Origin of the sequence: Neobacillus bataviensis LMG 21833 (genome assembly GCF_000307875.1) — a bacterium.
Taxonomy (GTDB): Bacteria; Bacillota; Bacilli; order Bacillales; family Cytobacillaceae; genus Neobacillus; species Neobacillus bataviensis.
This window is the reverse complement of sequence record NZ_AJLS01000141.1, coordinates 28,347-42,919: the sequence shown is the minus strand read 5'-3', so window position 1 is coordinate 42,919 and position 14,573 is coordinate 28,347. Positions and strand designations below refer to the sequence as shown.

General features: G+C 38.7%; 11 protein-coding genes. 8 read left to right on the top strand and 3 right to left on the bottom strand.

The genetic code is table 11. The features are described 5' to 3' along the window. Positions 1–92 precede the first annotated feature (92 nt). From BABA_RS22420 to BABA_RS28545, 3 genes are all read left to right on the top strand, one after another. Positions 93–1,946 (top strand): purple acid phosphatase family protein, encoded by a 1,854-nt coding sequence (locus tag BABA_RS22420; RefSeq protein ID WP_007087541.1) that lies wholly within the window; start codon positions 93–95, stop codon positions 1,944–1,946. A gap of 115 nt (positions 1,947–2,061) precedes the next feature. Continuing rightward, complete coding sequence (locus BABA_RS22415; RefSeq protein WP_007087540.1) at positions 2,062–3,138, top strand: HupE/UreJ family protein; 1,077 nt, start codon at positions 2,062–2,064, stop codon at positions 3,136–3,138. A gap of 124 nt (positions 3,139–3,262) precedes the next feature. Continuing rightward, the gene (locus BABA_RS28545) at positions 3,263–3,433 is read left to right on the top strand and encodes a 4a-hydroxytetrahydrobiopterin dehydratase (RefSeq protein WP_083865490.1); all 171 of its coding nucleotides are present in this window, start codon (positions 3,263–3,265) and stop codon (positions 3,431–3,433) included. Between the two features lie 176 nt (positions 3,434–3,609). Here the strand turns inward: BABA_RS28545 and BABA_RS22410 are convergent, their stop codons facing one another. From BABA_RS22410 to BABA_RS22400, 3 genes are read right to left on the bottom strand one after another with little or no spacing between them, the layout of a single operon-like run. Beyond that, on the bottom strand, positions 3,610–4,776 hold the full coding sequence (locus BABA_RS22410) for a Ger(x)C family spore germination protein (RefSeq protein ID WP_007087539.1): 1,167 nt from the start codon (positions 4,774–4,776) through the stop codon (positions 3,610–3,612). Further along, positions 4,776–6,290, bottom strand: a complete 1,515-nt coding sequence (locus BABA_RS22405; RefSeq protein WP_007087538.1) for a spore germination protein — start codon at positions 6,288–6,290, stop codon at positions 4,776–4,778. The genes BABA_RS22410 and BABA_RS22405 overlap by 1 nt, the downstream gene beginning before the upstream one ends. Beyond that, positions 6,280–7,356, bottom strand: a complete 1,077-nt coding sequence (locus BABA_RS22400; protein ID WP_268870173.1) for a GerAB/ArcD/ProY family transporter — start codon at positions 7,354–7,356, stop codon at positions 6,280–6,282. Before BABA_RS22400 ends, BABA_RS22405 begins: the two co-directional genes overlap by 11 nt. Positions 7,357–7,764: 408 nt before the next feature. Between BABA_RS22400 and BABA_RS22395 the strand changes: the two genes are divergently transcribed. From BABA_RS22395 to BABA_RS27415, 5 genes are all read left to right on the top strand, one after another. Then, entirely contained in the window at positions 7,765–8,706 is a 942-nt protein-coding gene (locus BABA_RS22395) for a patatin-like phospholipase family protein (RefSeq protein WP_007087536.1), read from the top strand. A 264-nt stretch (positions 8,707–8,970) separates the two neighbouring features. Continuing rightward, complete coding sequence (locus tag BABA_RS22390; protein WP_007087535.1) at positions 8,971–12,594, top strand: bifunctional 2',3'-cyclic-nucleotide 2'-phosphodiesterase/3'-nucleotidase; 3,624 nt, start codon at positions 8,971–8,973, stop codon at positions 12,592–12,594. A gap of 245 nt (positions 12,595–12,839) precedes the next feature. Beyond that, positions 12,840–13,250, top strand: coding sequence for a hypothetical protein (locus BABA_RS22385; protein WP_007087534.1), 411 nt, complete (start codon positions 12,840–12,842; stop codon positions 13,248–13,250). Between the two features lie 82 nt (positions 13,251–13,332). Beyond that, positions 13,333–14,340 carry a TIR domain-containing protein gene (locus BABA_RS22380; protein ID WP_007087533.1) on the top strand — a complete coding sequence of 336 codons (1,008 nt, stop codon included), beginning with the start codon at positions 13,333–13,335 and terminating at the stop codon, positions 14,338–14,340. Continuing rightward, positions 14,337–14,507, top strand: coding sequence for a hypothetical protein (locus BABA_RS27415; protein WP_157273245.1), 171 nt, complete (start codon positions 14,337–14,339; stop codon positions 14,505–14,507). Before BABA_RS22380 ends, BABA_RS27415 begins: the two co-directional genes overlap by 4 nt. Positions 14,508–14,573: the final 66 nt, after the last annotated feature.

Sequence of the window (14,573 nt, the reverse complement as noted above, 5' to 3'; positions counted from 1 at the left end):
TTTCTTCTTTACAAACATCACTTATGATAAAAGTGAGCCTTCCTATGAAACCGCGCGGGTGAGGGTAAAAAATTGAGGGAGTGTTTTTTTTGATGAGAAGAGGTTTTAATAAAAAAAGTGGGGATCGATTGCTATCAATAGCAATGGCTTCAGCGATTGTATTCTCTGGATGGACAAGTGTTAGAGCAGGAGCTGCAGAACCCATCACCCCTGTAATTAATACACTCAGTAATTATGCTGTCACTGACCTAGGACTCACTCCCGGAAAAAATGAATCTGAATTGAATCTAACTTGGTATACACCAAGAAACCCTGGAACCGCTGTCGTTCAGATTGCTGAGAAGTCTAATATGAATGGAAGTGAATTTCCGGCAGACAAAGCCATGACATTCAATGGTAAAGCGAACGACGCAGTTCCTGATTTTTCTACCAATAAAGTAACCGTAACGAACCTGAAAGGCTCAACTGAATATGTGTACCGTGTTGGTGACGGCACAGATGAACACTGGAGCACTGTCTATGAATATACCACCCGAAATGCAGAGGATTACCGAATCATGTTAGTGGGCGATCCGCAAATCGGTGCGAGCGGAAATGCGACGACAGATACGGCTGGTTGGGAGGACACGCTTACGAAAGCGGTTGAAAAATTCCCGGATTACAGCTTCATTATGTCTGCGGGTGATCAGGTGAATACGTCCACAAGTGAAAAGGAATATACCGGATTTTTCAAGCCGGACGCACTTAGAAACTTGCCGCTGGCACCGGTAGTAGGAAATCACGATAACAGTGTGAACTACAAATATCACTTTAATCAGCCGAATGAGTCAGCAGAGTTCGGAGTAACCAATGCCGGTGGGGACTATTATTACACCTATGGCGATACTTTGTTTATGGTACTGAATTCCAATAATATGAGCGGAGCTTCTCATGCCGCATTTATGAAAGAGGCGGCTGCGAAAAACCCAAATGCACGTTGGAAAATTGTTACTTTCCATCATTCCATCTATAGTGCCGCCAGCCACTCTACCGAAACGGCAATCGTCAATTTAAGAGCCGCGCTTTTCCCGACGATTGATGAATTAGGAATCGATATTGTTCTCATGGGTCATGACCACTCTTATGTCAGAACCTATAATATGAAAGCTGACCAACCGCAAAAGGATCAAATCGTAGATGAAAAGGGAAGAGTTGTGAATCCGAAAGGTACTGCGTATATCACTGCAAACTCTGCAAGTGGCAGTAAGTATTATGCGTTAAAGACCACCCCGGAAATCTATTCTGAGGTGAGAAGCCAGCTTAAGGTGCCAACTTTCTCAAACATACATGTAACTCCGAGCAGCATCGAGGTTTCAACCTATAGAACAGATACAATGGAAGAAGTGGATACGTATACGTTAGTAAAGGACAAAACAGCTCCGACCTATACATTAGAAGCAAATGGATCTGCTTTCGCTGATGGAACGGTGTATCAAGATAACGAAACCGTTACATTCAAACTGGACGTAAAAGACGAAACTACCGGCGTGGTCAGCCAATCCCTGACACTTGATGGAAAGCCATATCAACAGGGTTCGGAAGTGGATCTAGCAGGTAAACTGGGCGTTCATACACTAAGAATTGTTGCGGTCGACACGGCGGGAAATACATTAGATACGACCTTACGCTTTAAAGTCGAGACAAGTATCCCAGCAATGCAAAGTTTGCTTGACCGCTATACGGCCGTCGGAGATGTGAACGGCCCGCTCATTCCTCAACTGAAGAATAGCTTGGACCAGGCAGACCATCAAATGAACAAGGGCTCCAAGGAAAAAGCAGCGAAACACATGCAGGATTTCCTAAAGCATATCAATAACAAACCAATGCAAGGTCATATAAGTAAGTCTGTGAAAGACGTACTGACTTCCGATGCCGAAGCACTTATCAACCTCTGGTCGAAAAAATAAACGAAGCTGAGGTGCCATTAGCCGTTTTACTTTATCCCACTGGGTTTCAAGTTCAGTGGGATTTTTTTTCAGGTTGTGGTTCATTTTTTAGAAAAGCATAGTGGGGGGATTCAGGATGGTTAAAAAATGGCTTAGTTTAATTGTATTCTTGCTTGCATTTTCTGGGTTAAATGTACCTGTTTCATTTGCGCATACTGGTGACAGCCAAGCCTATTCAGATATTTCGGAAAGGGATGACGTGCTCCAATATATTTTACGAGTGGATATGGCTGAATTAAGAATAGCGGTAACCCCGAATGACCCAGAAATAGGGACAAATACACCGGAAGTCATCAATCAATTTGTAAAAAACTCTAAACCGGAGGTGGAAACCTATCTATTATCCAACATCAAATTGCACGGAGATGGTATTCCACTTGAAGGAAAGTTAACCCGTCTTCAAGCAATCGAAGTGAATAACCGGCCCTTTGCAGAGGTAATACTTGAGTATTCACAAAACCATAAACCAGAATATTTGGCACTTACATACGACATGATTTTTGATGATGTAGATCAATGGCATACCAATTTTGTTACGATCAATCATAATGGAAAGAATCAAAATTCCGTTATTACTTATGAATCGCGTGAAATCCAGCTTGGGCAGGTAAGTTTCATTCGTGCCATCAAGCAGTTTTTTTTGCTCGGAGTGGAACATTTGATTACCGGTTATGACCACATTCTATTTCTTTTAGGATTATTAATAGGAGCCCGGTCTATTAAGCAAATTTTAAAAGTCGTGACCGCTTTTACGGCAGCGCATACCGTTACTTTGATTTTGGCCAGTATGCACATCATCATGCTGCCCGAGAGGTTTGTCGAGTCTCTCATTGCTTTGAGCATTATATATGTCGCGATTAATAATGTGTTTAATAGGAATATGAAACATAATATATGGTTAGCCTTTGGATTTGGCCTAATTCATGGGTTCGGTTTTGCTGGATCATTATCTGAAATGAGGATGGACGGCGGACATTTCATGTCTTCACTGTTAACTTTTAATCTCGGTATTGAAATGGGACAAATATTGTTTGTATTAGCAATATATCCCGTGATTCACTATATTCGCAGAGTGAAATGGTCGATTCCTGCCATCTCGGCGTCGATATCTCTTTTCGGTGCGGTATGGTTTATTCAAAGGGCGTTTTTTTAATGTTTAGAGAAAAAATTCTAAGAACATTAGAACTACTATTAAAAAAATGAACCGATGATTCGGATCATTTGAAATTTATATTTATTATGTTTGATAAACATTCACTTTTTAATCCAAAGCTTTTATTGCTGAAGAAAACCAACATCATCCATTTATCAACGTCCAATATAAAGCCGTTATTGTTTTGCTCAGCTCCTGGGCTGCAAAAGGTGTAACAGCTATAAATATTGATCTAGCAGTCGAATTCGAAAAAGCGTATGAACATGTAAATCATACTATTTCATCCATAAGGTGATTAGTATATCGAAAAAATGATTTTATGTACAGATGAAACACAGGTTTAACTCCTAAGCAGTTTAGAAATGATCATTCTTCTAAAAATTAATCGACATGATTGAAGAAAACCACTCCTGTACGAGGAGTGGTTCACTCTTAAAGGAATGTGCAAATGAATCAAAACTATTGGCAGAGTTATTCTAAGGTAGGCTCTTCACGTTGTTTAGCTCCATTATCCAATTTCACATTTATATCTAGCTTAATCGAATCTTTCGTTAACGGAATTTTTCCATTATGTTCTGCTTGTTTCCAGGCTTTTACGTTTTTCCTATAAAGAACCTCTGATAGTCGATATACATCGGCGTCGAAGCTAAGTCCTTTTAAATACGTTTCTATAATTTGTTTTTTTATTTCCTTTTCTGATTCTGATGCTAAACTAGCAAGATTGACTTTATTCACTAGGACAAGCATTGCAGCTTTTGCTTTGATCTGCACATTAAAATGAATCTCCGAATTTTTTACGACTGGCTGTATCTTTAACTTTACCTTATCAAATATTAGATCAACCATTGGCCCTTCTTTACTTCTTACCTGTAGCCCGTCTCGAACAAAATCTTTATTCATCCATCTATAACCTAAGGCGTGGTTGTTCGTTATTTTTCCCTTAAGAGCATCCTTTGTAGTAATAGCAATCCCATCTGTTTTAATTGCATTATGTCCTCCTTTATCTGTTACCCAGGTTTTTTCGGAAATGCTTATGAAAGGGATACTAGCCTCGTATCCAGGCTCGTTTAGCGCGATAATCAGTTCTCTCATATCGATCGGACGAATATACGAACTTTGATGGAATGTGGCTTCAGGATCACTTAGCCTTGATAGGGCGGTAGACATATCAAGAATTGGAGTTGTAACGAATACTTTTGAAAGTGGTTCCTTTGTCCCGTATATCCAAATGCGATAACGCGTCTCCCGATAGCGATCCAACATATCTATCGTTGCTTTGACACCCACTTGTTTTAAAGCATTTTCTGTGAAAACAAGATAGGAAAGATGGCCCCAGAAAATGCGTCTTTGGGTACTTTTATAGAGGTTGAAAACTGCTTTATCAAACGATTTTGCCGAGGCATGGCCAACTTCAACATTTACTTGAGGCCCTCCGGTTCCGCTGGACTCAGATTTTGCCATTAAGCTTAAATTTACCACTTGTAAATAAACGGTATAATGACCATCCTTATAATCCACGCCTATCCCTTGAGCATATACCATTCGCTCGGATTCATTTGTATCCCAGCAGCCTGCTATCGGGAAAATAGTCAGCACGGTTAATGTAAGAAACAAGTGTTTTTTCAGTTTTCTCCTCATTAGGATTCCCCTTCTTTTCGGTTAGGGTCGTTAGGGTTTAGAGAGTTTACTCTGTTGCCTTTTTTGGAATCGGGTAATCGAAAAACAGTTTTTAAGATATTCATCATGTCAAGACGGGTGACTAAACCTAAATAAGGAACCCCAAAGATACGAATTTGAGCAATGTAAATTAAAATAATATAGATTGAGATAAAAAAACCAAAAAAACCAAAAAGAGAAACACAAAAGATGACAAAAAACCGTATTATAGAAACTGTTCCGATTAACCACTGGTTCACCAGTGTAAAGGTAGCAATAGTCGAGCCTGAAATGACAACAAGCATGGCAGGATTTGTTAAACCTGCTCTAATTGCCGCATCTCCGATAATAAGTCCGCCTATTACGCTGAGTGTTTGACCTACTGCAGTTGGCAGGCGCAGACCAGCTTCTCTAAATAATTCAAAAATAAGCAGCATTAATAAGGCCTCGAGAGAAGTGGGTAGAGGAACTCCCCTTCTCGATTCTACAATTGTTGCTAAAAGCGTGAGCGGAAGCTGATTCTGATGGAAAGAAGAGAGGGCAACCCAGAAACCCGGAAGGAAAGTGGCCACAAGAATTCCGACAATCCGCATCAATCGCTCAAAGGAGTTAAATGCATAGTTCTGTTCCTTATCCTCGGTGCTCTTTAACAAAAAGAACAGATTTACAGGTGTTATATAAGCATAAGCAATCCCATCGATTAAAATAATGATTCTGCCGTTAAGGAGAGATTGAACGGCAAAGTCGGGCCGTCCCGTATAGGCATGACGCGGAAACAAACCGAATGGGTTTTTATCTAGTAATTCTTCTAATTGTGTACCGCTAAAGAGTCCATCAATATCAATAGCAGACAACTTTTCCAAGACTTTTTGTAAAATTTCCTTATCAGCAATATCATCTATATACAGAACAGAAACTTTCGTTCTTGTTCGCCTGCCAATTTCAAGTGATTTACTTGCAAGCGAGGTTGTTCGTAGTCGTTTTCGAATTAAAGCAGTATTGATTGAAATATCTTCGATAAAATTGTCACGTGGACCTAAGAGACTCACTTCTGTTTTTGTCTCTTCCGGGTTTCGCTGCGGCCGTTCCGAAACGTCAACTAGAAAAATGCTTCCCGGTATATTGAAATCCATCAGCAATTTTCCGGAAAAAATCTCTGAAACTGCTTCATCATCATTTTCTACCAATTTAAGAGAAGGGAGGCGAAGGAGGTCGAGAATCTTTTCCTTGCTAGGTTCCACATGTAATTGCGAAAAAAAAGCTTCCAGACGTTCGGGAATCATTTGATAAAGCATATCGTTATTAACTAATCCCTTACAGTAAATAAACATCACTTTGTGCTGATTGAATTTAAAAGGTTCAAATATAACATCTTCGTTTTTTTTGAATAACTCCCGAAGAGTTTGTTCGTTTAGTGACTTTGATGCTGTTGAATCTTCCTTTTCATCAGGACTTCTAGCTGTAATCTGACTCTTTTTCTTTTTCTTAAATATCATTGTTCGGCCTCCATACTTTTCTTTCAAAAATCGCTGCCAATAGACCGAGGAAAACTGATAAGCCTAAGAAGAACCAAAGTGTAAATGGTAAAATAATCGCAGATAAGATTCGCATGTATTGAAAATCACTGATCGGCAGTAATGCTATAGCAGTAATTGCAGCTAAAATCATTAGTAAAAACCATTTTTGTTTCTGTTTAAATGGAAGATACTCCCTTATTAGTAGCAAAAGTAGTGAAATTCGAATAAATGCACCAGATAACCATTGGTAGATGGATAAAAAGTCGACGTGTTCAATAAAATTTCCTAGAGAGGCCAGTCCCCATTCCTCGTAAGGAGGAAATCGCTGTTTTGATGCTTCAACAGGCCCAAATTCAATCACAGCTCCCATCAGTGGGCCAACTGTTAACAATGTTAAAAGGACTGCAGCTATTATTAAGTGGCGAAACTGAATGGATTTTTCAGTTTTGTGTTGAAGAAACAGAAGAAATATTAATTCCACCATCCCTGAACATTGGTAAACCGTCCCTTTTAAAACAGGAGAAAATCCATGTTCGAGAAAGGGCATAAGAAGTGAATAATTTTTGTATTTGATGTTGGTAATCGCCACAAAAAAGCCGAGAAGAATAATAAAGAATAAAAGAAATATATTAACGATACTCAAAGTACGTAGACTCGTTCCTGCCAGCATCCAACAAACCAAAGTAAAACAAGCCGCCATCAAAAAAACGGGGGTCTTCGGTAGGAAAGTAATATTGACCCAAGTAATTGTCTCTCTTAATGTCACTCCCGCAATAATGGTCAAATAAAAGATAACAATGAAAAAAATAAAATTGCCTAGCCATTTTCCAGTATATTTTTGCATCCATTGATTCAAGTGCTGCTGCTTTGTTTTTTTATGAATAAAAAATAGAAGAGGTATCCAGAGAAGTACAAAAAAAAGTGAAACAATCACACTTAACCAAGAGTCTCTTCCTGCGGTTTGTATCAATGGTGAAATAATAATGACATGATTCTTTAAGCCAATCGCAGTCATAGATAATAGGATTAATTGAAATACAGTAATCGAATCTGACTTCTCTATAGCTATACCTCCCTATAGGTATAATAATGGTAAATATTATTTGTATTTTACTATTATTTATTCTTGTTATATTTTTTTAAGAGGATTCTTGATTGTGTACTTTTTCTTACGTCATTTTGGATTTGTTTAAATCAAGACTTGCTTACTCATTGAAATATCCAAAACTTCATCAAAAGCCATGAGAACCGTTCCTGTGGAGTCTTTGTTTCAAAAATATACAGTTGCAACAAGGGTTTCACGCCTCTTTCATTGAATATGTGTGTAAGGATATTTTTTTAAATCAACAAAAACCCTTGCACTTTAAGGTCTGGGTTATTTATTTGCAATAATTTTTATTGAACGATATTAGCAGTTTAAAAGGTGAAAAATCTTATCGAGAGGTGGAAATTATTGAAGGCAGATGCTGTTTTTGAAGGTGGCGGGGTCAGGGGGATTGCTTTTATTGGAGCGGTTCAAGCCATGGAAGAGGAAAAAGTAGAATGGCAAAGACTGGCTGGAACATCAGCGGGAGCCGTAATAGCTGCTCTTTTGGCAAGTGGCTATAAAAGCCATGAAATTAGAGACCGGATGAGCGATATCAATTTCTCGAAGCTTCGAGGCAGGACGATTCTAAATCGAATTCCCATTTTCGGAATCCTTTTAGAACTTATGATTCATCTTGGAATTTATAAAAACGATTATTTGGAAACATGGATGGATTCACTTCTTTCGGAAAAAGGAATTAAGACATTTGCAGATCTTCCAGATGGAAAGCTGAAGATTATTGCTTCTGATGTTTCGAATGGCCAAATGCTTATTTTTCCAGATGATTTGGAACGCTATGGGATGACTCCTGCTGATTTGAAAGTTTCAACTGCCGTTATGATGAGTGCTTCTTTACCATTTTTCTTCCGTCCGGTTATTTGGAAATCAAAGGATCATAACAAATCCTATATTTTAGATGGCGGATTACTTAGTAATTTTCCAATATGGATATTTGATACAGACAACCCTCGTTTTCCAACCTTTGGCTTCCATTTTGTGAAAGAGGAAGTGAACATAGGTGCGGTTATACCAACGCCAATCCACCTTTTCAAAAATATATTTAAAACGATGCTTCAGGCCCATGATTTACGATATATGAACGAAGAAACGATTGAACGCACGATTCAAATTCCGACTGGCACCATCAACGCAACTGATTTTGTACTATACGGGGATGAAACTGATTTTCTCTATAAATCAGGCTATACTTCTGCAAAAGAATTTTTGTCGAGCTGGGATTTTGGACAATATAAAGAAAAACGAATGCAACGAGTAAAGAATAAGAGGTACAAGAATGAAACAAGATGAGCCGTTACAATGGCCCATCTTGTTTTTAATGTTTAGATAAAGTCCGATTACATGACCTTGAGCCACGTTTTGTCGCCAGGAAGCCTGTTCCATCAATGAGGTTGGAAAACGAAAATGGAGTAGAAGGTTTACAATCTATTTATATACTTTACTCTAAATTTACAAGACCGTTACCTGATTAACACACAGTTTTGGTAGAGTACTAACAGATAGACCTGTCCTATACTAAACAAAAAACTGCTTACTCAGAAAGGTGAATCAGGTATGAGAAAAAGAAACAGCCTAGGACCAAAGCGTATTTTATCCGCTTCACTTGCGTTAACGCTACTGTCAGCGCCACTCTTTTCATCACAAGTAAACGCAGCAGGCAATCAAAAGCAAAATAATAACCATGGAGCCGAAAATGTTCGTTCTGATAAACATGACAAAGCTGCGAAAGATCTCGTAAACTTACGACTTATGGAAACGACCGATATCCATACAAATTTATTACCATATGATTATTATAAGGATGCTCCATATGAAAAGGTTGGGTTAGCAAAAACAGCTACTCTAGTAAAACAAGCTCGAAAAGAAGTAAAGAATAGTGTTTTAGTAGACAACGGGGACTTAATCCAAGGGACTCCGCTTGGCACATATAAGGCGAATATAGACCCATTGAAAAAGGGAGAAGACCATCCTGCCATTAAAGCGATGAACCAAATGGGTTACGATATGGCTACACTCGGGAACCATGAATTCAATTATGGACTAGATTTCTTAGATGAGACCTATAATGATGCAAACTTCCCGGTGATCAATGCGAACGTGTATGTGGATGATCATGATCAGAATCCAAATAATGATAAAAATAAATTCACTCCATATCAAATTGTTAAGAAAGATGTAGTGGATGAGAACGGGAAGAAGCATAAGATAAAAATTGGTTATATTGGATTTGCCCCTCCTCAAATTACCGAGTGGGATCAAGCCCATCTTGAAGGTAAGGTTATCGCCAAAGATATTGTGGAAACGGCAAAGAAGTATATCCCGCAGATGAGACAAAAGGGCGCAGATCTAATCATTGCCATGACTCATTCCGGATTCAGCGGCGATAAGGCCAACACGGAAGATGTCATCTATTCTTTAAGTGAAGTACCTGGAATTGATGCCATCACATTTTCCCATACACATAAGTTGTTCCCTGCTAAATCGGAGGCAGCTCTTGATGGATTATTTTTAGGCGCAGATAAAAAGCCCTTATCAGGAGTGGATAATGCCAAAGGAACTATTAACGGTGTGCCAGCTGTACAAGCAGGCTATGGCGGGGGCTCTTTAGGACTAATCGATTTGCAAATTAAGAAAGAGAAGGGCAAATGGTCAGTGGTGAATTCTCAATCCTCTACCCGTGAGACTTATAAGGATGTTAAAGATCCTGTTACTGGTCAGTCAAAAACAGTAAGCACGGTAGAACCTGATAAAACCATTTCAAAGCTGTTAAAAGCTGATCATGATGCAACCATTAACTATGTGAATACCCCAATCGGGAAAACAACGGACGACATTCACAGCTATTTTTCATTAATTCAAGATGATCCTTCGATTCAAGTCGTAACGAATGCTCAAAAATGGTACGTTGAAAAATACATTGCCCAAAGTAAACCGGAGTTTAAAGATTTACCAATTCTTTCGGTTGGTGCTCCATTCAAGGCTGGCCGCAATGGAGTAGACGAATATACTGAAATTAAAAAAGGCGATTTAACCATCCGCAGTGCGGGCGATTTGTATCTATATGACAACACGTTAAAAGCCATTAAGGTGAAGGGTTCAGTCGTGAAAGAATGGATTGAAATGACGGCAGGCAAGTTCAATCAAATTGATCCGGCGAAAACGGAAGAACAAACCCTGTTAAACACGGCGTTCCCGGTGTATAACTTTGATGTCATTGACGGTGTAAACTATCAAATCGATGTAACAAAACCAGCGAAATACGATACAACAGGAAAACTAATCAATCCAGATTCAAGCCGTGTCATCAATCTCACATACAATGGTCAGCCAGTGGATCTTAATCAGGACTTTATTGTAGTGACAAACAACTATCGTGCCGGCGGCGGTGGTAACTTCCCAGGTGTTAAAGGCAGCGAATTAGTGGTTGACTCCGCTGATGAAAATCGTCAAATATTGATGGATTATATTTCAGAGACAAAAGAGATCGTTCCTACTGCTGATAACAATTGGTCGATTGCCCCAATTGATGGCGATGTAAATGTTACATTCACGACATCTCCAAGAGCAGAAGCCTATATTAAACAAGACAGCAACATCACCTATACAAATCAAACAGATGATCAAGGCTTTGGAATCTTTAAATTAAATTTAAGTCCGATAAAAGTCCAATTACTTGGTTTAAACGATTTACATGGCCAACTTGATACAGATACGAAGGTTGGAACGGAATTGGCCGGTAATATGAAGTACACAGCGGCCGCAATGAAACAGCGGAAAGCAACAAACCCGAACACACTTTTAGTTCATGCAGGTGATATGATCGGCGGAAGCCCGCTTATTTCCGCTCTTTTCCAGGACGAACCAACTGTAGAAGTCATGAATGCCATGAAGTTTGATGTTGGTACACTTGGTAACCATGAATTTGATGAAGGAATGGATGAATTGCAGCGGATGATTCATGGCGGCGACCATCCAAAGGGAAATCCCGGTTATAAGGGAATGAATTTTCCTGTTGTCGCAGCCAATGTGTTTGATAAATCAACAGGCGAATTAATTACGGAACCGTATGCTATTAAAGAAATCGGCGGCAAGAAAATGGGATTCATCGGTGTGGTAACGCAAGAAACGCCAAACATGATCGTGTCCAAAGGGAATGAAAATCTGCAAATAACGGATGAAGCGGAAGCCATCAACAAATACACGGCTGAATTAAAGAAACAAGGCATCAAAGCGATTGTGGTTCTTGCCCATAATCCAACCACACAAACAGGTAACGGTGCTTCATTTGATGCTTCAAAAATTGCAGAGCAAGTGGATGATGAGGTAGACGTTATTTTCGCTGCCCACAACCATGTTGGTGTCAATAAAGTTGTAGATAACAAGCTGATTGTTCAGGCATACTCTTACGGCTCCGCTTTTTCCGATGTTGATTTACAGCTTGACCCAATAACTGGGGACATTGTTGAAAAGCAAGCAGAGATTGTAACGGTATTCCAAAAAGATTACACGCCAGATCCAGAAGTATCAACGATTATGAAGAAGTATGAAGAAAAGATCGCACCGATTAAAGCCGAAGTAGTTGGTGAGTCTAAAACAACATTAAATAGTGCATACCCTAGCGCGACAACAGGTGACTTTGCCCTAGGCAACTTGATTGCAGATGGTATGAAAGCTGAAATGAATGCTGATTTTGCCTTAATGAATGGCGGTGGTGTCCGAGCTAATCTTAATGCAGGTACTGTAACGTTTGGTGACCTTTTCTCCATCCAGCCTTTCGGTAATGTGTTAAATAAAGTAAAGCTTAGCGGGGCAGATTTGGAAACCGTTCTGAATAACCAAATTTCAGAAACTACTGAATCAAATGGAACCAAATCATATCGCCTCGACTTCCATGTGGCTGGTTTTAAATACACATGGGATGGAAATACAGGCAAAGTCGTAGATATCTTCTTGCCAAATGGCCAGAGGATTGATAAGAATAAAGAATACACGGTTGTGGTAAACAACTATATGTATGGAAATGCAAAATATGGTATTAATGATCTTGCAACCGATATGGAAGTGGGTCCTGAAGATTTACAAGGTACGGTAAACTTTGTAAAAACACTTCCTAAGCCATTTGAATATAAAGCTGAAGACCGCATTAAACAATTAGCTCCATTAGCTATAGCTCAATAACTTTATACATGAAAAACGGCTTGGTTTAGAAATTCTTAAACCAGGCCGTTTTTTTAAAATGAGGATTTTTGAAAAGTTTTCATTCAAAATTTTTTAAAAAATGAATCTAATATGGCTATTCATCCAAAAATGCAATATAAAAAAATAGGTGGGTTACAAATATTAATTCCACCACCACTTAAAATAAAACAGGAATTCTTTGTTTTCGCTTGAATACTATAATAAATAGCATTTGGGGGTATAGTATGAATGAAAATAAGTTAAAACATCTTGAATTTATTCAGGGAGTCATCAATCGAATGGGGCAAAATTCCTTTTTATTGAAGGGGTGGGCGGTTACTCTTGTTGCTGGACTTTTTGTTTTTGCGAATACTCAAGAGATAGACTATCGATTCATTTCTATTGCATTAATCCCCACTATTTTCTTTTGGTTTTTAGATGGTTATTTTCTTTGGCAGGAAAAATTGTTCAGAAAACTTTATGATCACGTTAGAAAAAAAGGTGCGGAAGAGGTTGTCGAGTTTTCAATGAATGTAAAACCTTTCGAGCCAGAAATTAGCTCTTGGATCCGTATTTGTCTCTCTACTACATTAAGCCTATTCTATTTTCCAATCCTTGTTATTATTATAATTACAATGGCCTTAGTTTTTAAATAATGACTTCTGTGGTTAAATATTCCAAAAAAGGGTGATATAATAAGAGTAAATACATTGCTAAATAACACCTTTTGGAGGAGAAATGACCCAAATCAAACCAAGATTATTTATTGGTTCTGCCAGAGAATCCGCTGACTATGTTGATGCCATACATGAAGCACTTACACATGTTGCTGAGGTTACCCCTTGGACAGCAGGTGCATTTCGCCCACTCGAATATAATATGGAAAGTCTTGAACGCCAATTAGATGAAAATGATTTTGCTGTATTTGTATTCTCACCGGACGATGTTGTAAATATACGAGGTACCATTACATTTACAACAAGAGACAATACTTTGTTTGAAATGGGGCTTTTCTGGGGAAGGTTAAGAAGAGGACGAGTATTTTACATCATTCCTAGTGTTACACCTGAAAGTGAGGAAGTAAAAGGTTTTCGTTTACCATCCGATTTGGATGGACTTACTGTATTAAGGTACGAAATACGTGGTGATCATAATCACGATGCTGCTGTTAATGTAGCCTGCAGGGCGATAAAAAGAAAAATAAGAGAGATGGGCATTTTTCAGGATCCAGCAAAGCGTTTAGCCGAAGCTCAAGCAAACATGGATAAGGACTATGCCCTCATTCGCATACTCCGAACTTTATCAAAACGACTCTTGGCAGACCCAGCTAAAAAGTTTGAATATCTACAAGAAGCCGTTAGGAACGCTTATCAAGCACCCTATTCTTATTACGTTGAAGGAATCGGTGTTTGGCAAGCAGAGGGCATCGATGGTCTGAAACAAGTAGCTGGAAATGATGGCCAAGGTAAATTTTATCCTTTTGATGTGAATGAAAATAGGCGAAAAACAGATAGAATTATCGTCATAGATTGTTTTTTACAGAGCAACGAGCTGGTTTTCCAAAAAAGTAGTACAGCCTTTGATAATACGTATGTTTTATGTTATCCTATAGGGAACCAATTGGTTTTGACAGTTGCCATTTCGGGAAGAAAGTCATTAAGTCAAAATGAGATTGACGAGATCTTTCTCGATAATTACAACCTTTTAAATACGATCAATAATATCTTTGGAGGTGCATCTTCATGAATAGAGCAGTGGTATCAAAAGTAGACAAAAAGTCGTATAAACTTGGAGAAACTGTTACGGGTGTAAGAGCGGTTATTACCTCCATTCACGGAAAAGAAGAATCAGGAAAAGTTATCTATAAACGAAAAGCAGATTATCGAGAAGACCCGTATAAGAAACGGGCTTAGGCTGTGATAGGGTTGGTTAACCCCAATTAGCAAAAGATTAAAGCTGCAGAGTTCATACATAAAAAA

Excerpts from the sequence above, each read along its gene's own strand:
- BABA_RS22410 (WP_007087539.1), bottom strand. The coding sequence starts at position 4,776 with ATGAGGAGAAAACTGAAAAAACACTTGTTTCTTACATTAACCGTGCTG.
- BABA_RS22420 (WP_007087541.1), top strand. The coding sequence starts at position 93 with ATGAGAAGAGGTTTTAATAAAAAAAGTGGGGATCGATTGCTATCAATA.
- BABA_RS27415 (WP_157273245.1), top strand. The coding sequence starts at position 14,337 with ATGAATAGAGCAGTGGTATCAAAAGTAGACAAAAAGTCGTATAAACTT.
- BABA_RS22405 (WP_007087538.1), bottom strand. The coding sequence starts at position 6,290 with ATGATATTTAAGAAAAAGAAAAAGAGTCAGATTACAGCTAGAAGTCCT.
- BABA_RS22390 (WP_007087535.1), top strand. The coding sequence starts at position 8,971 with ATGAGAAAAAGAAACAGCCTAGGACCAAAGCGTATTTTATCCGCTTCA.
- BABA_RS22415 (WP_007087540.1), top strand. The coding sequence starts at position 2,062 with ATGGTTAAAAAATGGCTTAGTTTAATTGTATTCTTGCTTGCATTTTCT.
- BABA_RS22385 (WP_007087534.1), top strand. The coding sequence starts at position 12,840 with ATGAATGAAAATAAGTTAAAACATCTTGAATTTATTCAGGGAGTCATC.
- BABA_RS22380 (WP_007087533.1), top strand. The coding sequence starts at position 13,333 with ATGACCCAAATCAAACCAAGATTATTTATTGGTTCTGCCAGAGAATCC.